Here is a 22,166-nt window from a genome sequence, read left to right on the forward strand (position 1 = left end):
GTAGGAGTACGTAATGGCAACTTCGACGTGGGAGGGCGACGACCACGAAGACGAGATCCGCCTCTGGCGTGAGGGCGACGGGTGGATCGCCAAAGACGTTGAAACGGGAATTACGACGCAGGGGCCGTCACGAAGCGCGGCATTGGCAAATCTCGATGACGCCGTGGCCCTTTACGAGGGCGAGCGTGGCCGCGAGCCGACAGACGAGGAACTGAAAGCGGCCGGCATCGATCCGGAGGACAACACGACCGGCGAACGCGAACCGCCGGACGCCCTGAAGTAAATGGGCAGGCGGACGTTTTCGGGGCAGGAGGTCATCAAAGTTCTCGTCAATACCGGGGGGTTCGAGTGGCGACGGACCACCGGCGACCACGCCCGACTGTACTACGAGCACCCGACGAACGAAGACGACAGGCGGCACGTGACGGTCCCGCTTCACGACGAGCTTCGCGTCGGAACGCTCAGAGAGATCGCAGCTAACGCGGGCGCACAGGACTTCGAGGAGTTCTGCGATTGGATCGACCGCAATTCGTAGTTCTCGGCGCCGGCACCGACCCGACGAGACGGGCGGGAAAGCCGCGAACGATCGTTATATAGGCGGCACGATCGCGCCGTCGACGAACAGCGTCTGGACGCCCAGCCACAGCGTCAGCAGGACCGCGAGAATCACGACCGTCCGCGCGAGCCACAGCCACGCGACGCCGACGCCCTCGCCGAGCCCGGAGCCCGAGAGCAGTTCCTCGACCGCGGGCCGGCCGTACACCCAGCCCGCGAAGACGAGCACGCCGAGCACCGAGAGCGGCAGGAGCAGCTGGTACGCGAGCGTGTCGAACCACCCGAGCCACGCCGTGTCCAGCGCCGAGGGGATCCCGAGCAGGAAGATCAGCGTCCCGAGCGCGCTGGCGATCCGTGGTCGCCGCGCGCCGTAGTTGTCGACGACGTAGGAGGTGACGACCTCCAGGAGGCTGATCGCCGACGAGAGCGCCGCGATCAACACGACGGCGAAGAAGACGACGCCGACGAGCCGGCCCGCGGGCAGTTCGCCGAACGCGGTCGCGAGGCTGACGAACAGCGCGCCCGCGCCGCCGCTACCGGGCTCGATGCCCTGGACGAAGAGGAGCGGAATGACGACCAGGCCCGCCAGCACGCCCACGGCGCTGTTGAGCACGACGACCGTGAGGCTGTCCGAGAAGAGGCTCTGGTCCTCGCCGACGTAGGAGGCGTAGGTGATCATCGCGCCCATCCCCAGGGAGAGGGAAAAGAACGCCTGGCTCACGGCGAAGGGGATGACGTCCGTGAGCGGGCCGCTGAAGGAGGGCAGCGGATCGAACGAGACCGAGAGACTGAGCGTCGAGAGGTCCGGCGAGAGGAAGTAGCCGTAGCCCGGTGCGGCGCCGGGCAGGGTGACCACCCACACCGCGAGGATCCCGAGGATGACGACGATGCTCGGCACCATCAGCTTCGTCGCCTTCTCGATGCCGTCTTCGACGCCGCCCGCGACGATCGCGACGACGAGCGCCATAAACACCGCGTGGAGCACCAGGGCGTCGAGGCCGGCCGAGATCGACCCGAAGTAGCCCGCCGGGTCCGCGAAGTACGCGCCGGTGAGACTGCCGCCGAGGTAGCGGAGGACCCAGCCGCCGACGACGCTGTAGTACGAGAGGATCCAGAAGCCGGTGCCGACGCCGAGGACGCCGACCCACTTCCAGTTGCTGTGGCCCAGTTTCTCGAAGGCGCTGATGGCGTTGAGGTTGCTCTTCCGCCCGATGACGAACTCCGCGAGCATCGCCGGGAGGCCGATGCCCAGCGCCGCGATCAGGTAGACGACGAGGAACGTCGCGCCGCCGTACTCGGAGGTCTTGAACGGGAACTGCCAGATGTTGCCCAGTCCGACCGCCGAGCCGACGGCCGCGAGGATGAACCCCGCGCGGGTCGCCCAGGTCTCTCGTTGGCTCATAGTCGCATCGGGCTACTCGGTGGTCACCTGATAAGCGGCGCGATCCGGAACTACGGACCGAGTGAGAATTTCACACATACAGTGGATCGGTCTGCTCCGTTTTTTCCGACCGGTCGCGTCGATCCGCTCTGCGACGCGGTGAATGTCCGAATCGGTACACCCATGCCGCGCCGTTCCCTATCCGCTCACGAGTATGCGCCCTCCGTTCGGCCCGCCCGACTCGACAGCGACGCGCCTGCTCGGCGGGGTCGCCGTCGTGGGGGCGAACCTCCTGCCGCTGGTCGGGGTGTTCGCCTGGGGCTGGGACCTCTCGTCGCTGCTCGTGGCCTACTGGGCCGAAGCCTTCAGCACCGTCCTCTTGGCCGCGGCGAAGGCGCTGTTCGCCGAGCGCGGCTCGCCCGGCATCCCCGGCGAGATCGAGCCGCTCCACGAGCTCCGCGAGAAGCGCGGCGGCTGGCGGTTTCGGTCCGGATGGCCGCCGATCTATCCGCGGAACGTCCCGTTCGCGCTCTCGATCCTCGGCTTCTGGCTCGTCACAGTCCTGCCGCTGAGCGTCTTCTACTGGCTCGCGGCCGACCTGCGGTTCGCGCTCTCGCCGGACCTGGCGCTCGGCATCGCGGCGCTGCTCGTCGCGCAGGCGTCGGACTTCGCCTTCGAGTACATCGGGGGCGACGAGTACGCCGAGGTCTCGGCCCAGGAGATCGTCCGGACGCCGACGCAGCTGTCGCTCGTCGTGTTCTCTGTGGGACTGCTCGCGGGCACCGGTGCTGACGGTCGGGCGGGTGGCCTGGCGGTCCTCGCGCTCGTCGTGATCGCGAAGACGGCCACGTCGACGTACCGATACTACACAGAGCACGTGGGGCGCTCGCCCGTCAGGCTGGGCGAGTGGCTCCCCGACGGTCCGCGGGACAGCGAGCCGCCGCCGGAGCTCGACCTCCCGGACGCCGAGGTGACAGACCGCGTCGCGGTCGACGCCCGGTCAGTGTTGCTCGGGAGCGTCGGGGCCGTCCTCTTCGGGTTCGCGAACCGCGTCGGGTTGCTCGCCGTCCTGTTCCTCGTGTTCGCCGTCGTCGCGGGCGATCCGCTCTTGATCGCCCTCGCCCTGCTCGTGATCCTCGCGATCGCGTCCGCACGGGTCCTCAGTTACTTCCTCCGGTACGGCACGGTCGAGTACCAGCGCCGCGGCGACGACCTCGTCGCCTACGACACGGCGCTGGAGGCCCCGCAGTGGATCGCCGCGGTCGGGCCGCGGACGGACTTCGAGGTCCGGAACGCCATCGCCGACCGGCTGCTCGGGACCGGGACGCTCACGATCTCGGACGTCGAGTCGGTCGACCGCGACGTGCGGCTCGGTCCCGTTCGCGACGTCGACCGCGCCGTCGAGAAACTGGATCTGCCGGTGCGGGAGACCGACCGGCCCGATCGGGACCCGGCCGTCATCGCCGCCGCCAGTATCCTGGCGCTCTGCTTTCTGGCCGTCCCCGCCGGGCTGTTCGCCGCGCCCGACGTCAGTGACGGCCTGGCGTGGGGCGTCTCTTTGGTGTTCGCGCCGTTCTTCCTGGTGCCCGTCGGCGCGCTGGTCTGGGCGGCGCTCTCGCGGATCTAGTTACGGCTCCAGCACGAGCTTCCCGAGGAAACTGTCCTCCAGGACCGCGCGCTGGGCCTCGCCCGCGTCCTCGAAGCCGTAGGTCTCGTGGACCACCGGCGTCATCTCGCCCTGCGCGGCGAGGTCGGCCACCTTCGCCAGGACGGCGCCGATGTCGTCGGCGTTGAACATCGACATGAACTGGTACCGCACCTCCTTGCCCTTCGTGACGCCGATGTCCGAGAAGCCGCCCTCGGCGGTGTCGTTGCCGATGCCGACGACGCGGCCGCCCGCGTTCACGACGTCCGCGTTGAACTGGAGGTACCGGTCCATGTGGAGGTCGACGACGACGTCGGCGCCGCCGGCGTTGACGACCGCGTCTTCGAGGTCCTCGCGGGCGTAGTCGAAGACCGCGTCGGCGCCGAGGTCTTCCAGTTCCGCCTCGTACTCGGGCGAGGCCGTCGTGTGGACGTACGCGCCCATCGTCTCGGCGAGCTGGATCGCGACGTGGCCGACGCCGCCGCTCCCGCCGTGGACGAGGACGACCTCGGTCGGCTCGGCGCTCGCGTGGTGGACGAGCGCCTGCCACGCGGTCGCGCCGACGGTCCCGAGCGCGGCGCCCGCGTCGAAGTCGACCTCCTCCGGGAGGTGCGCGAGGAAGTCCGCGGGCGCGGCGGCCTGTTCGGCGTAGCTCCCGGGCATCCCGTTGCCGAGCCCGGTCCCGAAGACGCGGTCGCCGACGGCGAACTGCTCGACGCCCTCTCCCACTTCGGCGACGGTACCGGCGAGGTCGCCGCCGCCGATGAACGGCAGGTGCGGCACCGGATAGGCGCCCTCGCGGAAGTAGGTGTCCACCGGATTCACTCCGGCCGCCTCGACGTCGACGACGACCTGGCCGTAGTCGGGGTCGGGCTCGTCGACCTCGTCGACGGTCAGTACCTCTGGTCCGCCGTGCTCGTGGAATCTGACTGCGCGCATCGGGGCTCTTGTTCGACGCGGGACGGCATAAAGTGCGGCGAAGGGGCGCGGCGTCGGGCTCGCGGCCGCCCGTGCGGCGATTGGCTCGCCTACCGATGCCTCCGATATGCTCGTATCGAAGTGTCGCGGGCCGGATGGGAGACCGATATCGGCGGGATTTATGCGGGCGCATACCCGTCTCTCGGACGATGCGCTTACACGAGTATCAGGCGAAGAACGTCTTCGCCGACGCCGGGGTTCCGGTGCCCGAGTCCCGCCTCGCGACGACCGTCGAGGAGGTCGTCGAGGCGGTCTCGGACATCGGCTTCCCGGCGGCGATCAAGGCACAGGTACACGTCGGCGGTCGCGGCAAGGCCGGCGGCATCAAGATCGCGACCGACGAGGACGAGGCCCGGCAGTACGCCGACGAGATTCTCGGAATGGACCTCAAGGGCTACACCGTCGAGAAGGTCCTCGTCGAGGCCGGTGTCGACTTCGAGAACGAGCTCTACGTGGGGATCACGATGGACCGCGGCGAGGGCGAACCCGTCGCGATGGTCTCGACCGAGGGCGGCGTCGACATCGAGTCCGTCGCCGAGGAGACCCCCGAGGCGATCGCCCGCGAGCACATCGACCCCGCGTTCGGTCTGCACTCCTACCAGGCCCGCAAGGTCGTCTACGACGCGGGCATCCCCCGGGACGTCGCGGGCGACGTCGCCTCGATCCTCTCGACGCTCTATGACCTCTACGAGTCCAAGGACGCTTCCGAGATCGAGATCAACCCCGTGATGGTCACTTCCGACAGGGAAGTCGTCGCCGCGGACGCCGTGATGAACATCGACGAGGACGCGCTCTTCCGGCAGCCGGACCTCGCCGAGATGGAAGACGAGGCCGCCTCGGACGACCTCGAACGCAAGGCCAACGAGTACGGCTTCGACTACGTCCGCCTCTCGGGCAACGTGGGCATCATCGGCAACGGCGCCGGCCTCGTGATGACGACGCTCGACCTCGTCGACCACTACGGCGGCACGCCGGCGAACTTCCTCGACATCGGCGGCGGCGCGAAGGCCGAGCGCGTCGCGAACGCCCTGGATATGGTCTTCGCCGACGAGAACGTCGACGCGGTCGTCTTCAACATCTTCGGCGGCATCACCCGCGGCGACGAGGTCGCCAAGGGCATCAACGAAGCGCTGGAGCAGTTCGACGAGATCCCGAAGAAGGTCGTCGTCCGCCTCGCCGGCACCAACGCCGAGGAGGGGATGGAGATCCTCAACACCGATCTGGTCGAGGTCGAAGCGACGCTCGAAGACGCGGTCCAGCGAGCGGTCGGTAACGCAAAGGAGGCAAGCCAATGAGCATCTTCGTCGACGACGACACCCGCGTCGTGGTACAGGGAATCACCGGTGGGGAGGGCAACTTCCACACCGAGCAGATGATCGAGTACGGCACGAACGTCGTCGCGGGCGCCGTGCCCGGGAAAGGCGGCCAGGAGGTCGCCGGCGTCCCCGTCTACGACACGGTCGATCAGGCCGTCGAGGCCGAAGACGCCGACGCCTCCGTGATCTTCGTCCCGCCGGCGTTCGCGGGAGACGCGATCTTCGAGGCGCTCGATACGGATCTGGACCTCGCGGTCGCCATCACCGAAGGCATCCCGACCCAGGATATGGCGAAGGTGAACAAGCGCCTTTCTGAGACTGACACCCGCCTCATCGGCCCGAACTGTCCCGGCATCATCACGCCCGGCGAGGCCAAATTAGGAATCCTCCCCGGCAACATCTTCGAGTCCGGCGACGTCGGCCTGGTCTCGCGGTCGGGCACGCTGACCTACCAGGTCGTCTCGAACCTCACCGAGCGGGGCATCGGCCAGACCACCGCGATCGGCATCGGCGGCGACCCGATCATCGGGACGTCGTTCGTCGACGCGCTGGAGGCGTTCGAGGCCGACACGGAGACGAAAGCGGTCGTGATGTGCGGCGAGATCGGCGGCGAGGACGAAGAGCAGGCCGCGAAGTTCATCGCGGAGAATATGGACACGCCCGTCGCGGGCTTCATCGCCGGCCGCACCGCGCCGCCGGGCAAGCGGATGGGCCACGCGGGCGCCATCGTCTCCGGGTCCGGTACCGGCACGGCGGAATCGAAGATCGACGCGCTCAACGACGCGGGCGTCCCCGTCGGCGACACGCCCAACGAGGTCGCCGACCACATCGAGGACTTCCTGTAACGCGGCCGGGCGCTCGGACTCTCATACCGACTATTGTCAGTCGAGTCCGAGACTCAGTTCGAGCGCGTCGTCGATTTCTCGCATCGTTGCTGCGTCGAGACTCCCCGCGACCGAGTGAATCCGTTTCGCGATCGAGACGACACGGATCTGATCGAGTCGCACCGAAGAGTCCTTCTCGAACGGCGAATCCTCGCTCTCGACGAGAACTTCGAACGGATACCCTCGATGCGTCCCGGTCGCCGGAGCGACGATGGTCGTACTCGAATTCGCGTTACCGACGTCATTCTGTACGACGACCGCCGGACGCGTCTTCTCTAACTCGTGCCCTTCGGCGGGATCGAGGCGGACGATGACGACGTCTCCGCGTCGAATCTCCGGTGCCTCGCTCATTCGAGGGAATCTTCCCACGCTTCGTCGGACGTCTCCTCCCACGTATCGGCCAGTGACGCGGCACTCTGTGACGCATCTCGATACGCGTCGGCAAGTTCGTCCTCGTCGGGACCATCAGTAGACACCTCCACGACGGCGACGGTGACGCGCTTGTTCGCGTACTCGGTTCCGAGATAGATCCGTCCCCGGTCGTCGGTCTCTTTTGTCCGAACGTCGTCGGCGTCTACCTCCATACCGTCCGTAGTCTGTGCTGCTACTTACTTGTTGCCCACTATAACCCACTAGCTCAGTGTGTCCGAACCGAGATCGCGTTTCGTCGGAAGGGCTAAGTTCGCGTGGCACGGCCAGGAAGCAATGCGCGTCAGCGACGTCTGCTCCCGGAACGTTGTCACCGTCGACGTCGACGCCACCCTCGCGGTCGCCGTAGAGCGGATGCTCGACGCCGACGTCGGGAGTGCGGTCGTCACCGACGACGGCGCGCCCGGAGCGATCGTCACGAAGAGCGACGTGCTCAGAGCGACCCATCTGACGGACGAGCCGCTGTCGTCCATCCCCGTCCGAAGCGCGGCGAGCGCGCCGTTGGTCACGATCGGTCCCGAGGCGTCAGCGCGTCGTGCCGCGGAGCAACTCCGCGAGCACGACGTCCACCGGCTCGTCGTCGTCGACGGCATCGACGTCGTCGGGGTGGTCTCCACGACGGATCTGATCCGGAACTACGGCGGCATCCGCAGCGACGCCCGCGAGCGCGCGGACGCGGAGTACGACTGGCTGACGCGCGAGGACGTGCGGTGACCTCTCGAAGCCGTCCGGAACCGTCATCACCGTCCGGTCGCTACCTGGATACGTGCTGCGATCCCACACGACTCGGCGGGCGCTCCTCGGGGGCGTCGCGACCGGCGCCCTGCTGAGCACCGCGGGCTGTCTGCGAGCGCTGGGATTCCGCCGCCAGTCGGCGTGGCGGGATCCGACGCTCGTCGAGGACCGGCCCGACGCGGTCTACGTCCCGGCGGTCACCGAGGGGATGAAGATGTACGGGCAGACGACCGCCGGGCGGTTCGGCGTCGCGCTCACCTACTCGTACCCGCATCGGTTCTGGACGGTCTCGGGGACCGAACTGTCGAAGAACGTCGTCGAGGCCGACCACGACCTCCACCTGATGGTCTCGCTGTGGGACACCGAAACCGGGCAGGCCCTCCCGCTCGATTCGGGCGTGACGATCGAGATCCGCCGCGACGGCGACCTGGTGACCGAGGAGTTAGCCTATCCGATGCTCTCCCAGCAGATGGGTCTCCACTACGGCTCGAACTACGCGCTCGACGGCGAGGGCGCCTACGAGGCGCGCGTGCATATCGGCGCCGTGTCGCTCCGCCGGACCGGCGGGTTCGCGGACGCCTTCGAGTCGGCGCGGACGGCGACGGTCTCGTTCGAGTTCAACTCCAGCGACGTGACCGAGATCTCCTTCGAACGCCCCGAGAACGCGGGCGAGCGGGGCGCGATCGACCCGATGGCGATGAACGGCGTTCCGGTCGGCCGCGCGCCCGCGGTCGAGTCGCTCCCGGGCCATCACCTGGGAGGTGGCCGCTCCGGCGACGCCGTCTTCGAGGCGTTCGTCGTCGACGAGGGCGAGGAGCGGTTCGGCGCCGACCCGTATCTCTACGTCTCCGCGCGGACGCCGTACAATCGGTTCGTCCTGCCGATGATGGGGCTGGCGGCGACGCTGCGGCGCGACGGCGAGACGGTCGCCGACGGGCGGTTCCGGCGGACGCTCGACCCCGAACTGGGGTACCACTACGGGATGTCCGTTTCGAGTGTTCGATCCGGCGACGCGCTCACGGTCAGGCCGACGATCCCGCCGCAGATCGCCCGGCACGACGGCTACGAGACGGCGTTCTTCGGGATGGACGCCGTCTCGATTGCGGTGTCGTGACTCCAGATCGGACTCTTGTATGCGCCGGTCGTGACCTCGCCAGCCCCCACAGACTCGTCGTTGCGAGGACGAGTCGTCAGTAGGTGACGACGTCGAGTCCGTCGACACTTTGGAAGTCTCTGTCGTTCGAAACGACAGGTTCGTCGAGTATCAGTCCGTGGGCAGCCACGATCGAATCCGCGCCGTCGAGATTCGCCCGATTCGAGAGTTCGTACGAGGCTCGGAGCGTTCCCGCCCGACGTGCAACGGCTTCATCGAGATCGAGACTCGCACGTGATCGCATCAGCTTCTCGTAGGCCGCCCTGAGACGACGATGCTTCTCCTCATCCGAGATCTTGCCGAGGCCGTAGAACAGTTCCCAGTAAACGGCCGACGGGATCCGCTGCGGGACTTCCATCCGGTTGATCTCCCGCGACTTCACGAGCGCTCCCGGCTTCTGTTCGACTACGTTGCCGAGAAACTCGGTGTCCAGAATCACGGCAGCTGCTCGTCCAGTTCGTCACGGTTCTGCCGGTCGGATTCCTCGAGATCCGCCTCTAGTTCCTCGGTATCCCACGCGTCGGCTGCGGGGGCCGCATCCGCAGCGAAGTCTTCCAGCGTGTAGTCGTCGACGAGCCGCTCCAGCGTTTCACCGAGCGTCTCACCGTCCCGGTTTTCGCTCTGAATCCGGGCATAGAGATCTTCACTCACGCGGATCTGTTTCGTTCCCATACGTTGGCGTTGACGACATCGACAGATGAAACTGGCGCCGAGACGGTGACTTCGTTCCGTCTCATCGGGTGAGTGAGGTCGTAGTCGACTCCAGAACTGTCGCCGCCGTCGCGCGGTGCCTGGCCCGTCGCGTTCAGGTCGCCCGCACAGCGCCGACCGCGACGGCCGGTGTCCGGAGCGACTGCGTGCTCGTCCCGGAGGTGGAGCCGTCCGACGTCGATCCGTCGGAGGTGGAGCTGTCACCGGACGAACCGCCGGAATCGGAGCCGGAGTCGCCGCCCCCGATCGTGAGTTCTTGGGAGGTGCGTTCGAGTTCGACGCGCACGGTGCCGTCCAGATCACCGTTGACGTCGCCCTCCGAGACGGTGAGGTTCGATCGGTAGGCGACGATCGAGCCGTTCTGGAACGTCGGCGTCGTCGAGAGGGTGTACGGGCCCGTCGCGCGCACGCTGACGTTCGTGTAGCCGTTCTGCGGACCGTACTCGTCGTAGCCGGTCGTCGAGTACGGGAGCGTCATCGTGAACTCCCCGTCGGCGTTCGTCTGCGCCCGCTGCGTGTAGGTGAACGTCGAGTTCGTGTTCGGGATCCGGAGCTCGGCGCTCGCGGTCACCGTCGTGTTCGCGGGCGCGCCGCTTCCTCGGACGGTCGCGCCGGGCACGCGCTCGAAGGTCTTGATCCACGCGGGACTACTCGGGACCGTCACCTGCGGATTAATGCCGAGCGTCTGGGAGTTCCGGTAGGTGGTCCGGAGGATGGAGTTCCGTGCCGAGGTGTTGCTCACGTGCGCGAGCCGATAGTGGTTGAGCGCCTCGACGCGCTCGCTGGGATACGGACCGATCCCGCCGATCTGCGAGGTCGGATCGTCGCTGACGTACTCTCTGGCGGCGCTCATATTGTCGAAGACGCGGACGAACGAGTTGTTGCCGCGCGGGTTCGCGGGCACGGTGACGGTCTCGCCGCTGCCGGTCTGGACCTGCCGCGGCTCCCAGTCGACGACGACCGGCGAGGGCTGACGCGCGCTCCCGTGGTAGTAGTACAGCCGCGTCATCGTGCTGTTGTAGAAGCGCTGGGTGCGAACGCTCCCGGTCCCGCTGAACCGTCCCTGACTGTTGAACCGGTAGAGCGTCCGGATGAAATCCGACCGTGAGACGTTCTCCTGGGCGTCGTAGAAGACGGTCGGCGCGCCGAACTTCGAGCCCGGCGTCGCCATCTGCCAGTCGACCATCACGTAGCGCGTCTCCTCGCTCTCGGAGCCGAGGTTTTCGAGGATGTTCTGGGACTGGGTTTCGTTCGGCGCGAGCAGGAAGTTCGCGGCCGTGGTGGCGCCCTGCTGGAACGGATTGGCGTTGGGGATGCGCTTCCCTTCGACGGTGATCCAGTGGCCGTAGTCCCACCACGACATCACGCCGTAGGACCCCTCGGGATACTGGAAGTCGCTGGTGCGCTCGTAGGTGCCGTAGTAGTCCATCTGATCGGCGTTGCCTGCGCCGCCGAAGTTGCCTTCCTCGGGGGTGTTGTTCTGCATCCACTCCAGCGAATCGTCCCAGACGGTGACCGCACCGGGGCCGTTGGTGTTCGATTGCCAGGCCGGCGACGCCTGGACGTTGCCGACGGTGATTGGGATAGTGAGCGCTGGGCCGAGGATGAGGAGGACGGAGGCAACGACGACGAGCACTTGGTAGCCATCGATGTTGTTGGCGATCTCGGTTATCGACTTTCGGAGATTGAGCCAGCCGAGGATCTCGCCGAAGAGGTAGGCGTTGAAAACCGCGACGACGATCGCGAGGTAGTAGTTGAACCGCACCTGGGTGAACGCCATCGAGGTGATGAACACCGCCCAGACGATCAGGAACAGCTTGTCGGCGTCGTAGTCGGCTAAGAAGGTCGCGCCGATGATGAGCGCCGAGACGATGAGGAGACCGGCGACTTGTTCGTCGATGCCGGTGACGCTCTCGATGCCGCCGAGGATGAACGGCGCGAGGAAGATGAGCGCGATGATGGCGAGCGAGCCTGCGATGTAGCCGTAGGTTCGTTGGGTTCCCTCATCGATGAGCGGGCGAGCGTGGAGCCAGACGGCGGCGACGAGACCGGTGAAGAAGGTTAGACCGTATTCGAGAGAGATCCGGCCAGCGGCACCAACGCCATATCGTTGGAGAGTGCTTTGTGCGATGAACGGTTGCGCTTCGCCGATAGTTCGGGCGGTCGCCCCGGCAGAGAACCCGACGATACGCAGGAGATTCCTGGCGATGAGGTCAAGAAGACCGAACGGGAGAACTGCGAGAACACCGAGAGCGACGAGCAAGATGCCGCCGACTCCGGCGGGATAGAGTGATGCGTTGAGATCGGACCCTTCCCAGACCCGCGCAAGCCACGAGAGCACGATCGCAGCGGCAGCGACGCCCAGTGCGGACGCAGGCTGGAGTAAGGAAGGAACCGTCGTATTGAACCCAACGTCTTCCACGACGATGAGCGACATTACTGTCACAACAAGCATACTCGCCACGAGGACGAACGCCGTTGGCTCTGGCGTACGGCCGTTGACGACGTCGCTCGGGATTTTGACGAGGGCAAAGACGCCGATAATACCCACGAGGATCACACCTGGCGGCCAGGTCCAGATATAGAGTCCGGTAAGGAATCCAGCAAGGAGGCTCCACTTTAGTGGTTCACTGAGTGTATTGAGGCTGCGGCTTTCGAGAAGCTCTTCCCTGACGACTTCCCAGACGGGCATCGTTGATTTGGCCTTCTGGAGAGCGATGACGAATCCGAGGACGGCCAGCGCCATCGCAAGCGGTTCGACCGCGTTGTGGTCGGCCACCCCAGCGAGCGTACGCCCAAGGAACGTTCCCGGTAGGAGCATCAGAACGACCGCGCCGAAGAGACCGGCGAGTCGGCCGGAAAGCCGCTTACCGAGGAAGTATACCGGGATAGCTGCGAGCGCGCCAGCGACAGCTGGGGCGACGAGAAGCGTCTTGCCGATGAGCGCTTGACTCGGAGACCCGAGTCCTAAGACTAGTGCAACGGTTGCGACGATCTGATCGTAGAGCGTCCCGAACTGGCCGACGAACGTCCCGTAGGGAAAGTATGTCCACGGATCGAACGGGATGGTAGAGGGCCAATGCTTGACTGTGTACATCACTTCCCGGAAGTGGTACCACGCGTCGTTGCCGGAGAAGTAAACCTCGCCGTTGCGGATGAAGTTCGAATACGACTGCATCCGCCAGGCGAACATTACGACTACCACGAGGAGGAGAGCAGGGACCTGATACCAGTCTTCGACGATGTCGAGGACGGACTGACCTCCTCCGTCGTCAGTTTCGCTACGCGAACCCATTATGCACGGAATGTTTCGGAAAGCGCGAATAAGCCTTTTGTTAAGACGTCGTTGTCTCCTCCTTGGGTGGGGAATAGATATCCATCTTGGGAGATCTGACGAGAACGCCCTCTTGAGGCATTGTTCAGATTAGCTGATTGAAGTAGGCAGCAAATGCTTGGAGCTATGATTGCAACCGCTGACAATAGATTGTGTATTGACGGGAATTGACCTTACAAAGTGATTTCCACGGCCGAGTCGAACTCGAAGTACAGTTTGGCTTCGCACTTGACGGTATTGACCGCGACTTACTATCTCTGAGTGCTGATTACTCCCTGCTGTCCTTGATGTAGCCGAGGGAGTGCAACCGATCAAGTACCTCTTGTTCTTGTTGTCGATCCATATCGACGCCGTAATCTCCTTCGGAATCACCGTCAAGAAGGCCCAGATTATGCAATTGCTGTTTTATGTGCGCAAGGTTCTCATCGACAGTGTTCTGTTCTGTATCGACGATGATATCCGGATTGTGCGGTTCCTGAAATGGGTGATTAATACCGGTGAACTTCTTGATCTTGCCCGCTCTAGCCTCTTCGTAGAGGTTTTTTGGGTCTCGCCGTGCTGCTTCGTCGACAGAGCACTTTACGTATATGAGAACAAAATCTCCGTCCGGTTCTACAATGTCTCGCGCCATTGCTTGTGAATCACGGAATGGCGTGATCATCCCCGTCACCGTCGCAATCCCGTTTCTGTTCAGCAGTTTGGCGATAAACGCCGTTCGACGGTTGTTGATCTCGCGGTCTTCACGGGAGAATCCTAAGTCTGGGTGCAGGTTCTTACGAATCTCGTCACCGTCGAGATTCTCAACTTGGATGCCTTGGTCGCGAAGGAATGTCTCTGTCCGACTCGCAAGCGTTGACTTCCCGGCTGCGGGCCGACCCATAAACCACAGCGTGAACGTCATTGTACGCCTCCAACCGGAGCATCCTCTGTGACGAAAGGCTCGTCCACATTCATCACGTACGACGCGACTTCCGGGCGCATCATCTTTGTCGATGGTTGTTCTCCCTCTCCAATAAGTGAGCGGATCCTGCTCCCACTCGGGTGGACTTGCTCTTCACTCGTATGGGGACAAATCTTCTCGGAGGTCATTCCATCACAGCTGTGACAGTAGAATGCATAGTCGTAGAATAGTGGCTCGATACCGATGTCCGCGATATCATCGAAGATGCGCTGTGCTCCGAATTCGTGATAGTAGTCTCCGACGCCAGCGTGATCTCGACCGACCACGAAGTGCGTACACCCTTGGTTCTTGCGGACGATTGCATCGAAGATCGCTTCACGGGGTCCCGCATAGCGCATCTGACTAGGGAACACTGATAGCGCAACCATACCCTCTCGGTAGTACTCTTCTATGAGTGTCTCGTACGCACCGAGGATCGTATCGTCGCGATAATCGTCGACTTTCTTGTCACCGAGTTTCGGCTGGATCAGGAGACCGTCAGCTTGTTCGAGTGCAGATTTTTGGATGTATTCATGCGCTCGATGTGGTGCATTTCGTGTCTGAAATCCTGCGACAGTCTCCCAGTCGCGGTGACTAAATAGGACGCGGGATTCTGCGGGGAGAAGATCGCGGCTGTTGTAGCGGTGCTCGTCGAAAAGATAGATCGGACCACCGACGAGAAAGTCCTCTTGATTAAGATAATTGGCGACGCCGGGATGATCCTGATCAGCAGTCCCGAACACATACTCAACGGTATCATCTTTATTATGCTTGTACACCTCCTCGACAGCAATAACTCCAATCGGTTCCTCTGCTGGACTACGAAGGAGTGCCTTCTCTCCCGGTGTCAAATCTTCGGCAACAGTTGAGTCCACGTCGAGCGTGATCGGCAAGGGCCACGTGACGCCATTCTCAAGCGTCATATCGTGAACAACCTTCAGGAAATCGTTCTGTGTGAGGTAACCATCTATCGGACTAAACCGCCCGGTCGCGATGTTGATAGCGTCTTGATATTGACTCACACTCAGATCAATTCGAGGCCCACTACCCACTTCGTTCCGCAACTGGTCGGCATACTTGTCGCCGACGACCTTGTCGACCAATCGACCTCCGTGCGGTTCGATCATACGGGTGGATGCTCAATGCCACTATTTAAAATCATTCGCTTATAACCAAATTCAAATGAGTCACAGCGACGGAGCTGCTGATCTACATATGCACACTCCCGCCTCAGATGGGACGATCGGTGTGGATCAGCGCGTTACGATTGCAGCAGACCGAGGACTGGAAACAATCGCGATTACGGATCACGATGTCATTGACGAGTGGTTCGAAACAAGGAGTACGACTCAGCAGAACGTCCAAGTTATCACTGGTGTCGAAGTCCGCGCCGACCTCTTCGATACGAAGATCGAAATTCTTGGATATTTTGTCGATCCAAACGATCCGAAACTTCAGACGATGCTCGAACGAGCCCGTAGTTTCCGAATTGAACGTAATCGTAAACTAGTGAAGAATCTCTCGGCCTTTGCAGATCTTGACCTCTGCTACGAGGCACTGAACGCCGAGGTTGAGGGGAATCTCGGTCGTCCCCATCTCGCAGAGGTCCTCATCGAACGCGGGGTCGTTGATTCGATTGGTGAGGCGTTTGAGCAGTATTTAGCCAAGGAAGGCGAGGCATTCGTTCCGATGGAACGACTCGGTTACAAGGAAGTGGTTGAGACGATCCACGGATCAGGTGGAGTCTGTTCGCTCGCACATCCGGGACGGATCCGGAGCGATACTTCCACTGTTGAGCAGATGGTTGAGACACTCGCCAATGCTGGGCTTGACGGGATTGAAGTCTGGTACCCATACGGATCTGAGACGAGTGATGAGTATGCCGATATCACAGAGGAGGACGCTGCTGCACTCGCCGAGCGGTATGACCTCTTGAAAACCGGTGGCTCCGACTGTCACGGCCCGAAATCCGGCAATTTCAGACTTGGAGAGGTACAGATTCCGGCTGACGCACTGGCAGCACTGGAAGAACACGCTGCGTAACGGATAAACGAAGGGTTTGTCTATACTTTCCTATGACTCTAATCGTCTTCGGGATCGACGCAATGGACCCCGATCTCGTCGAACCAGATCGCCACCCACATCTCACACTGGATAGTCATCGACCGATTGAAACGATCATCAGCGCATCTGGTGAACCAAACACGCACGAGCTGTGGCCAACGATCATCACTGGACTTCATCCTGATGAGCACGGACTTGTCATCGAAGACGGCGTCGCGTGGGACAATCAGTGGTTGAACCTCGCGAGCGATCTTGCGGAGGGTGTCCTGCCGAAATCCGTACGCACAAAGATCGGAATGTGGCTACTCAACACGACTGACCAAGATGCGTTCCGGACCCCCGCGACGTACTACGGCGAGCATAACCTCTCAACAGTATTCGACGGACACGAAGCCACGGCCATCGGTGTTCCGAACTACGTCACAGACACCGACGAGACGGACAGGGAACACGAGTTGCGGAAGTCGATGGGAGACCTGTTCGAACGCGACCCTGACGCGACCGGCGGCCACAGTTCGGCCGATCCGCTGACCTTCTACGACCAGTGCGTAGAAATGATTATGGTCCGGGCAGCTCGTACCAGGGCTGCGCACTATTCGAGCCAGCACGAACTCGTCTTCGGGTACACAAGTGGCCTTGACCTGATCGGTCATATCACCTACGACTGGCCCGGATTACAGGAAACCGCGTACGACGTGGTCGACGGAGTTGTCGCGGATCTTGTTGAAGACCTCGATGATGACGATGAACTTCTACTGGTGAGTGACCATGGGCTTCAGGATGGCCTCCACACCGACACCGCGATGGTGGCAAGTACCGACCCGGCGCTCGTAGATGGTGTTGAGAGTGTCCTTGATGTACGCGAGACGATCGAAGCGGCACTTTCGGACGGCCGACACGTACCCGCACCGCGGGACATCAACCGAGAGCGAGACGCAAAACAATCCGCGCGAGTAAAAGACCAACTTGAGGACCTCGGCTACATATGAGGCCCTATACGAGCGAAACGACGACAGATCGGGTCTTCTGCCGGATCCGAAAAGAGATCGCGACGAGTATAGTTCCGTAGACTCCAGCACCGAGCAAGACAAGGGCGACCGTCCCTGCGACCGACTCTGGGGCTGTCGGTTCGATCAGGATAACTGCTCCTACCATCACGAGTGCCGCGATTATCTCTTGTGCGATTTCTGGGTATGGAACGTCCGGCCGGCCAATGAGTTTGGTAAGGGCGATATAGCCCGCGACAGTAGTGATGACGACCGAGATGAGCGTCGCGACAGCAGCGCCTATCCAACTGTAGAGGTATACGAGTCCGAGATTGAGCGAGACGTTAGCCACGACGAACAGCCCGTTGATACGGAATGCGACATCCGGCCGGTCGATCGCGTTGATAACACTCAGGAACTGCTGTTCGTACGCGGCGAGGAGTCGGGCCGCGATCAACACTACCAACACGAGACTTCCCTTGCTGAACTCGCTTCCGTATATTTCGAGCACTCGTGAACCAATGACCGTTCCGCCGAACAATCCCGGTATCGCGAACACGCCAATGAAGACCAACCCTTCGTTCAGGTAGTGGTGGATCTGGTCGAAGTTACCGTCCGTCTCCAAGTCGCTGAACTCCGGGAACAGGGTCTGGTGGATCGAGATGCTGACGAGTGCGAACATCGACGCCAGCGACCACGCGACCTCGTAGATCCCGATGAGCGACGACGAGACGAACAGTGCGAGGACGATCGTGTCGATCCAACTGAAAGCGCGTCCCTTGAGGGAACTGAGCCAAGCGTACTTCGCGTACGAGTAGAGGTCCTTTGCGTGATCGACACTCGGGAGGGAGACCCCGACGGTTGACCAGAGGACTGCGACGACCGTCGCTGCAGCGAGCGACAGTATGTGACCGAGGACCAGACCGAACACCTCGAAACTCAACCAGATGAGAAAGATCTGGAGTCCCGTCCGGAGGAGACGCTCGATGAATTGGGAGTATCCACCTTTTGCGACCATCTTGAGACCGTGGAGCCCCGTAGACGTCGTCTGGAAGAGCGACTTCGAAACGATCAGTACTCCCAATAGCAGGGTGACATCCGTACCGATGTAGTCGTTGACGTACGGACGAAACGCTACGATGACGACGGCGAACAGCACCGCGATCGTAACGCTCATTGCGACGCCTGTCCAGAGGTACTCGGCCTGATCGGTGCCCTCGCTGACACGCTTCTTGATCGCACTCGATATCGCACCGGCCGGAAGCGCCAGCCAGAACGAGAGCGCCAGAACGACCGCATACTGTCCGAGCGGGGTCGGGCCGAGGACCCGTGCGATGTAGAGCGTCGCGACGAATCCAGCGAGCGACTTACCGACCTGTGCGAGGAAGTACGCGACCGTCGTCTTCGCCAGGCGCATCGTTACTCGACATACCCGAGGTCTCGGAGCTGTCGTTTCATCGCGTCGGTGAACTCTGCTTCCGCGACTGTCGACACGGGCGCCCCATCAGTCTCAAGCCACACCTCCAGTCGTGACCGTAGTTCGTCGTGAACTTCCGGATACATCTCGGCGACGTCCGCCGATTCGTCTGGAAGGTGATAGAGATCCTCACCGTCAGCGCTCCGTTGATACTTGAACTTCCTCGTTCGCAGACAACTGAGCGGCGGTTCGTGATAGCGCGACACGTCGAAGTCTGGGTTCGCTTCGAGGAACGGGTCGAACTCTGCAGCCCCCCGCTGGGTGATCACGTGGTCACGGGTCGACGAGTCGAGACTGAAGCCCTGCAACTGCGTTGTGTCGGCGCCGATCCGTTCGAGGATAGTCTGCATAATGTCGACGTGTTGCACGAAGTCCTCGGCATCGAGATCAAGTCCGTCAACGATCAACGGTACGTTGATCAGCGCATCGTCGAGGAGGACTTTGTGGGCGAGCATCCCGCCCTCTCCGAACAGTTCGCCGTGATCCGCCGTGACGACAAATATCGTGTGGTCCAGGTCGAGCGACTGGACATAGTCGTACAGACGTCCGATGCACTCGTCAGTGTACGCTATCTCCGCGTCATACATCGCAAAGAGAGCCTCCCACTGTTCGTCGGTGAAGTCACAGCCGTTCGCGACCGCCTCGTGGAGATTGTAGTGCATCCACATTGCGAAGTCGGCTGCTTCCTTCGGCGACATCTCGATGTCCTCCGTGTAGCGGTTGAGAAACGGGAGCGGTGGGTAGTACGGTCGGTGGGGTTCGTTGTAGTGAAGATAGAAGAAGAAAGGTTCGGACTGCGACCCGTAGCGGTCCAGCATATCCTTTGCGAGGTCGTTCATCACGAACGGCGTCGCGTGCTTCGCTGGATCCCGCGTCAATCCGGCCGAATGACGGCGGATATTCAGGAGGTACTTAAGTGTTGTCTTAAACCCGGCCTCACGCAGTAGCGTCGACGATGCGATCCACTTGAAGTCGTCGAATCCACGGTCGAGATTCGTCGCCGAGCTCAGATGCGTATTCCGCGAGAGGCAAGCGGTGTGATATCCCTCGTCTTTGAACAGCTCTGCGACAGTCCGGAGTTCGTCCCCGAGACGTTCGCTGTCGAACCCGACCCGGTGGTGTGAGGGGTAGGTGCCGGTCAGGATCGAAGCCGACGAAGCGAGAGTCCAGATTCCCTGCGAAAAAGCGTTCGAGAACGACTGACTCGCCGACCCGTTCCCGATACGTTCCAAGTGGGGGGTCGTATCCCGCCGATATCCTGCCATCGACGTGTGGTCCTGACGGACGCTATCCAGCGTTATCCAGACGACGTTCGGGCGGCGAGTCATTCTTTGTTCCCTTACAAGACGCAGACGTCTCTATATGTTTTCGATACGTAAGCGATCACTCGTTGGTCGCCGTCGTCCCGGCGGCCGATACGAGCACCTCGAACGGATACACTGCGAAGCGGTCGTTGGAGAACGACGGATCGGCCGACGGCTGTTCGAGGTCGTCAGTCGGCCGGTCCATTTCCGCCAGTTTCTCTAGATCGAAGACGACCCAGTCCGGGTCGAACGCCGTCGCGAGCCAGTCCACATCGTTTGTGACGAAACTAAACTGGTCGGGGAACAGCCGGTTCAGTTCCTCCACGCTTCGCTCGGTTGTCGTCGCATTGCCGCCGATGAACTCGACGACCTTGTGTGGCGTTCTCCAAGCGACTTCGCGGGAGATGTAAGTCGGATGTGCGACGACGACACCAGCGTCCCGACTTTTAAGGAACTTGATTACACCGTCCAGTTTCTCCTGACGGTCGGGAGAGTGGAAGATATTCTTGTATGCCCACACATAGACGGCTTCGACCGCGAGGCCACTGACGATCACCACGCCGATCAGCCACGTGTACCAGGCCCCAAACGTCGAGAGTCCCTCAACGATGAGCAGCGCACTCGGTAGGAAGATGTACTCCAAATAGCGTTCGGCCTGCCCGAAAAAGAGCAAATGTGGGAGCGACGTCAGGACGAACGCGAACAGGCAGGCGACGATCCACGCGCGGACACCGTCCAGGGTCGTAATTGATGGATCCGAGAGCGTCGTTGCGACCAGGGCAGCGACGACCGCGATCACGAACGGATTGTCGATAAACGGTCTGAGGAACCGACTGTCGTTGAACAGTTCAAGCACGTCGTCACCTGATCGGACACCGACGATTCTACGGAACCATCCGATGGGGTCCGGGAACGAGTGATCGAACATCTTGTACTGCTTTCGAACCGCGTAGTCATACACGTGCTCGGCGTGTCCACGGAGGATCCGAAGATATCGGCCGCCGGAGAGGACAGCGGCAACCAGGATTGATCCCGGGACAAGAAAGAGTGCGATCGGTGAGAGCACGATCGAGAAGCCGACGATGACGAACAGGTACGCTTGAAGACTGAACTTGCTAGAGAGACACATTAGTCCGCCGAGCACTACGCTTGTCGCGAGCCAACCGAGCCATCCGGTGTCCACCCAGAGGACGAAGGCGAAGATGCTCGCAGTAGTGAGGACTTGCCCGGGCTTTCTCGAACTCAATCCCTGGCCGTGCGCTAGGTCTGGCCGCATAAACTGAGGCGTTGCGACCAGCAAGAGGATGACGAACGACAACTGGGATACAGAGAGCAGTTCGAGCGGCACCAGCGCCGCGATTACCACGACGAACACGAGATCCATAATTGCGCTGAAGTACCGTTCGGTTCGAACAAGCAGCGAGCGGGGAAGGTACGAGAGGAGCCAGAGAACGAAGTACGGGTAGGCGTAGTGACCACTCGTCACGACCGGAGAGGGTTCGTCGGGACGGCGGTGACCCGAATCCTTGATGTCCTGGATCTGCAACATCTGCCCGTACGCGTCGCCCGCTGCACCGGCCGGTACCAGCACCCTGTACAGCGACCGTACGACGATGAGCGTCCCGACGACGAGCGAGAGCGTGAACAACGTCGACAACTCGACCATCGATCGTCGGTGGATTGCTCTCACCGTTATTTAATGGTGCTGGAACGCCGTCTGTCACTGTCGGTAGTTCCCATCGAGTCAGCTGATAGTCACGACTGACGAGGTTACGTTCGCAGAAAGCGTCTGGATGGATGTTGTGAACTTCCTATACCATCCAGACACTGTTCTTACGGCCTCTGACCTTGAAACCTTAGCGCTTGATCTGCTCGCAGAGATTCCGATCCTCGGAGTCAAAGGCTGCGGCTTCGACTCTAGGATCATCCGTCAAACGATTCTGCAAGCCGCTGTCGATCAGAAGTCCATCAAAGCCGTCACCGAACCACTCGTGGAACCTACTCCGACGATTACACTCTCGAACAGCTCCACACCGTTCCAGCGGATCACCTTGAAGCCGCCGTCAACGACATCTTCGCTCGACAAGCCGCGATGATCCTCGGCTCCGGCCCAAGGATCATCTGCCTCGACTTCGTCGATATCCATTACCACGGTTGTCCACACGCTGACGCTGGCGAACTCTGCCACACGAAACCCCGCGATGGCACCAGCAAGTGCCATCGCTACCTCGCTGGATTCGTCCTCTGTCGAGCTAAACCACTTGTCGTCGCAGT

The 22,166-nt window shown here is 62.1% G+C and carries 22 protein-coding genes; 9 read left to right on the plus strand and 13 right to left on the minus strand.

The features are described 5' to 3' along the window. Nucleotides 1-13: 13 nt before the first annotated feature. Entirely contained in the window at nt 14-283 is a 270-nt protein-coding gene (locus ACQUQ0_RS04640; protein WP_435183446.1) for a type II toxin-antitoxin system HicB family antitoxin, read from the plus strand. Beyond that, entirely contained in the window at nt 284-535 is a 252-nt protein-coding gene (locus ACQUQ0_RS04645; RefSeq protein ID WP_435183447.1) for a type II toxin-antitoxin system HicA family toxin, read from the plus strand. A 54-nt stretch (nt 536-589) separates the two neighbouring features. Here the strand turns inward: ACQUQ0_RS04645 and ACQUQ0_RS04650 are convergent, their stop codons facing one another. Then, nucleotides 590-1,957, minus strand: a complete 1,368-nt coding sequence (locus tag ACQUQ0_RS04650) for a sodium-dependent transporter (RefSeq protein ID WP_435183448.1) — start codon at nt 1,955-1,957, stop codon at nt 590-592. 193 nt (nt 1,958-2,150) lie between these two features. Here ACQUQ0_RS04650 and ACQUQ0_RS04655 point away from each other — a divergent pair, with 193 nt between their 5' ends. Continuing rightward, nucleotides 2,151-3,563: a DUF6498-containing protein gene (locus ACQUQ0_RS04655; RefSeq protein WP_435183449.1), complete on the plus strand. Its 1,413-nt coding sequence runs from the start codon at nt 2,151-2,153 to the stop codon at nt 3,561-3,563. Here the strand turns inward: ACQUQ0_RS04655 and ACQUQ0_RS04660 are convergent, their stop codons facing one another. Then, the gene (locus tag ACQUQ0_RS04660) at nt 3,564-4,520 is read right to left on the minus strand and encodes an NADPH:quinone reductase (RefSeq protein WP_435183450.1); all 957 of its coding nucleotides are present in this window, start codon (nt 4,518-4,520) and stop codon (nt 3,564-3,566) included. It abuts the gene before it with no gap. 188 nt (nt 4,521-4,708) lie between these two features. On the opposite strand from ACQUQ0_RS04660, the gene sucC reads away from it, so the two are divergent. After that, nucleotides 4,709-5,854, plus strand: coding sequence for an ADP-forming succinate--CoA ligase subunit beta (sucC, locus tag ACQUQ0_RS04665; RefSeq protein WP_435183451.1), 1,146 nt, complete (start codon nt 4,709-4,711; stop codon nt 5,852-5,854). Next, complete coding sequence (sucD, locus tag ACQUQ0_RS04670) at nt 5,851-6,720, plus strand: succinate--CoA ligase subunit alpha (protein ID WP_435183452.1); 870 nt, start codon at nt 5,851-5,853, stop codon at nt 6,718-6,720. Before sucC ends, sucD begins: the two co-directional genes overlap by 4 nt. A 36-nt stretch (nt 6,721-6,756) precedes the next feature. Here the strand turns inward: sucD and ACQUQ0_RS04675 are convergent, their stop codons facing one another. Then, nucleotides 6,757-7,110 carry a type II toxin-antitoxin system PemK/MazF family toxin gene (locus ACQUQ0_RS04675; protein ID WP_375799628.1) on the minus strand — a complete coding sequence of 118 codons (354 nt, stop codon included), beginning with the start codon at nt 7,108-7,110 and terminating at the stop codon, nt 6,757-6,759. After that, nucleotides 7,107-7,343: a hypothetical protein gene (locus ACQUQ0_RS04680; protein WP_435183454.1), complete on the minus strand. Its 237-nt coding sequence runs from the start codon at nt 7,341-7,343 to the stop codon at nt 7,107-7,109. Before ACQUQ0_RS04680 ends, ACQUQ0_RS04675 begins: the two co-directional genes overlap by 4 nt. 121 nt (nt 7,344-7,464) lie before the next feature. Between ACQUQ0_RS04680 and ACQUQ0_RS04685 the strand changes: the two genes are divergently transcribed. Continuing rightward, nucleotides 7,465-7,902: a CBS domain-containing protein gene (locus tag ACQUQ0_RS04685; RefSeq protein WP_435183455.1), complete on the plus strand. Its 438-nt coding sequence runs from the start codon at nt 7,465-7,467 to the stop codon at nt 7,900-7,902. 55 nt (nt 7,903-7,957) lie between these two features. Continuing rightward, nucleotides 7,958-9,037, plus strand: coding sequence for a DUF7350 domain-containing protein (locus ACQUQ0_RS04690; protein WP_435183496.1), 1,080 nt, complete (start codon nt 7,958-7,960; stop codon nt 9,035-9,037). A 76-nt stretch (nt 9,038-9,113) separates the two neighbouring features. On the opposite strand, the gene ACQUQ0_RS04695 is transcribed toward ACQUQ0_RS04690, so the two are convergent. The 5 genes from ACQUQ0_RS04695 to sat all read right to left on the minus strand — a co-directional run bounded on the left by ACQUQ0_RS04695 (nt 9,114) and on the right by sat (nt 15,188). After that, nucleotides 9,114-9,515: a PIN domain-containing protein gene (locus tag ACQUQ0_RS04695; protein ID WP_435183456.1), complete on the minus strand. Its 402-nt coding sequence runs from the start codon at nt 9,513-9,515 to the stop codon at nt 9,114-9,116. Further along, on the minus strand, nt 9,512-9,748 hold the full coding sequence (locus ACQUQ0_RS04700) for a hypothetical protein (protein ID WP_435183457.1): 237 nt from the start codon (nt 9,746-9,748) through the stop codon (nt 9,512-9,514). Before ACQUQ0_RS04700 ends, ACQUQ0_RS04695 begins: the two co-directional genes overlap by 4 nt. Before the next feature lie 133 nt (nt 9,749-9,881). Further along, nucleotides 9,882-13,082: an oligosaccharyl transferase, archaeosortase A system-associated gene (locus ACQUQ0_RS04705; RefSeq protein ID WP_435183458.1), complete on the minus strand. Its 3,201-nt coding sequence runs from the start codon at nt 13,080-13,082 to the stop codon at nt 9,882-9,884. 307 nt (nt 13,083-13,389) lie between these two features. Further along, on the minus strand, nt 13,390-14,022 hold the full coding sequence (cysC, locus tag ACQUQ0_RS04710; RefSeq protein WP_435183459.1) for an adenylyl-sulfate kinase: 633 nt from the start codon (nt 14,020-14,022) through the stop codon (nt 13,390-13,392). Further along, entirely contained in the window at nt 14,019-15,188 is a 1,170-nt protein-coding gene (gene sat, locus ACQUQ0_RS04715; protein WP_435183460.1) for a sulfate adenylyltransferase, read from the minus strand. The genes cysC and sat overlap by 4 nt, the downstream gene beginning before the upstream one ends. Nucleotides 15,189-15,243: 55 nt before the next feature. Between sat and ACQUQ0_RS04720 the strand changes: the two genes are divergently transcribed. Both ACQUQ0_RS04720 and ACQUQ0_RS04725 read left to right on the plus strand, forming a co-directional pair. After that, nucleotides 15,244-16,104, plus strand: a complete 861-nt coding sequence (locus tag ACQUQ0_RS04720) for a PHP domain-containing protein (protein ID WP_435183461.1) — start codon at nt 15,244-15,246, stop codon at nt 16,102-16,104. Nucleotides 16,105-16,136: 32 nt separating this feature from the next. Beyond that, entirely contained in the window at nt 16,137-17,114 is a 978-nt protein-coding gene (locus ACQUQ0_RS04725) for an alkaline phosphatase family protein (protein WP_435183463.1), read from the plus strand. 4 nt (nt 17,115-17,118) lie between these two features. On the opposite strand, the gene ACQUQ0_RS04730 is transcribed toward ACQUQ0_RS04725, so the two are convergent. The 4 genes from ACQUQ0_RS04730 to ACQUQ0_RS04745 all read right to left on the minus strand — a co-directional run. After that, nucleotides 17,119-18,528 (minus strand): oligosaccharide flippase family protein, encoded by a 1,410-nt coding sequence (locus ACQUQ0_RS04730; RefSeq protein WP_435183465.1) that lies wholly within the window; start codon nt 18,526-18,528, stop codon nt 17,119-17,121. Between the two features lie 2 nt (nt 18,529-18,530). Then, a complete protein-coding gene (locus ACQUQ0_RS04735) occupies nt 18,531-19,916 on the minus strand; it encodes a sulfatase (RefSeq protein WP_435183467.1) in 1,386 nt (461 codons plus the stop codon). Between the two features lie 55 nt (nt 19,917-19,971). Next, the gene (locus tag ACQUQ0_RS04740) at nt 19,972-21,558 is read right to left on the minus strand and encodes a hypothetical protein (RefSeq protein ID WP_435183469.1); all 1,587 of its coding nucleotides are present in this window, start codon (nt 21,556-21,558) and stop codon (nt 19,972-19,974) included. Nucleotides 21,559-21,849: 291 nt separating this feature from the next. Further along, the coding region (locus tag ACQUQ0_RS04745) for a hypothetical protein (protein WP_435183471.1) at nt 21,850-22,166 on the minus strand (317 nt) is incomplete at its 5' end.

It is taken from the genome of Halobellus sp. EA9 (assembly GCF_051195055.1).
GTDB classification, from domain to species: domain Archaea; phylum Halobacteriota; class Halobacteria; order Halobacteriales; family Haloferacaceae; genus Haloquadratum; species Haloquadratum rubicundus.

Excerpts from the sequence above, each read along its gene's own strand:
- ACQUQ0_RS04640 (WP_435183446.1), top strand. The coding sequence starts at position 14 with ATGGCAACTTCGACGTGGGAGGGCGACGACCACGAAGACGAGATCCGC.
- ACQUQ0_RS04645 (WP_435183447.1), top strand. The coding sequence starts at position 284 with ATGGGCAGGCGGACGTTTTCGGGGCAGGAGGTCATCAAAGTTCTCGTC.
- ACQUQ0_RS04650 (WP_435183448.1), bottom strand. The coding sequence starts at position 1,957 with ATGAGCCAACGAGAGACCTGGGCGACCCGCGCGGGGTTCATCCTCGCG.
- ACQUQ0_RS04655 (WP_435183449.1), top strand. The coding sequence starts at position 2,151 with ATGCGCCCTCCGTTCGGCCCGCCCGACTCGACAGCGACGCGCCTGCTC.
- ACQUQ0_RS04660 (WP_435183450.1), bottom strand. The coding sequence starts at position 4,520 with ATGCGCGCAGTCAGATTCCACGAGCACGGCGGACCAGAGGTACTGACC.
- sucC (WP_435183451.1), top strand. The coding sequence starts at position 4,709 with ATGCGCTTACACGAGTATCAGGCGAAGAACGTCTTCGCCGACGCCGGG.
- sucD (WP_435183452.1), top strand. The coding sequence starts at position 5,851 with ATGAGCATCTTCGTCGACGACGACACCCGCGTCGTGGTACAGGGAATC.
- ACQUQ0_RS04675 (WP_375799628.1), bottom strand. The coding sequence starts at position 7,110 with ATGAGCGAGGCACCGGAGATTCGACGCGGAGACGTCGTCATCGTCCGC.
- ACQUQ0_RS04680 (WP_435183454.1), bottom strand. The coding sequence starts at position 7,343 with ATGGAGGTAGACGCCGACGACGTTCGGACAAAAGAGACCGACGACCGG.
- ACQUQ0_RS04685 (WP_435183455.1), top strand. The coding sequence starts at position 7,465 with ATGCGCGTCAGCGACGTCTGCTCCCGGAACGTTGTCACCGTCGACGTC.
- ACQUQ0_RS04700 (WP_435183457.1), bottom strand. The coding sequence starts at position 9,748 with ATGGGAACGAAACAGATCCGCGTGAGTGAAGATCTCTATGCCCGGATT.
- ACQUQ0_RS04705 (WP_435183458.1), bottom strand. The coding sequence starts at position 13,082 with ATGGGTTCGCGTAGCGAAACTGACGACGGAGGAGGTCAGTCCGTCCTC.
- cysC (WP_435183459.1), bottom strand. The coding sequence starts at position 14,022 with ATGACGTTCACGCTGTGGTTTATGGGTCGGCCCGCAGCCGGGAAGTCA.
- sat (WP_435183460.1), bottom strand. The coding sequence starts at position 15,188 with ATGATCGAACCGCACGGAGGTCGATTGGTCGACAAGGTCGTCGGCGAC.
- ACQUQ0_RS04720 (WP_435183461.1), top strand. The coding sequence starts at position 15,244 with ATGAGTCACAGCGACGGAGCTGCTGATCTACATATGCACACTCCCGCC.
- ACQUQ0_RS04725 (WP_435183463.1), top strand. The coding sequence starts at position 16,137 with ATGACTCTAATCGTCTTCGGGATCGACGCAATGGACCCCGATCTCGTC.
- ACQUQ0_RS04730 (WP_435183465.1), bottom strand. The coding sequence starts at position 18,528 with ATGCGCCTGGCGAAGACGACGGTCGCGTACTTCCTCGCACAGGTCGGT.
- ACQUQ0_RS04735 (WP_435183467.1), bottom strand. The coding sequence starts at position 19,916 with ATGACTCGCCGCCCGAACGTCGTCTGGATAACGCTGGATAGCGTCCGT.
- ACQUQ0_RS04740 (WP_435183469.1), bottom strand. The coding sequence starts at position 21,558 with ATGGTCGAGTTGTCGACGTTGTTCACGCTCTCGCTCGTCGTCGGGACG.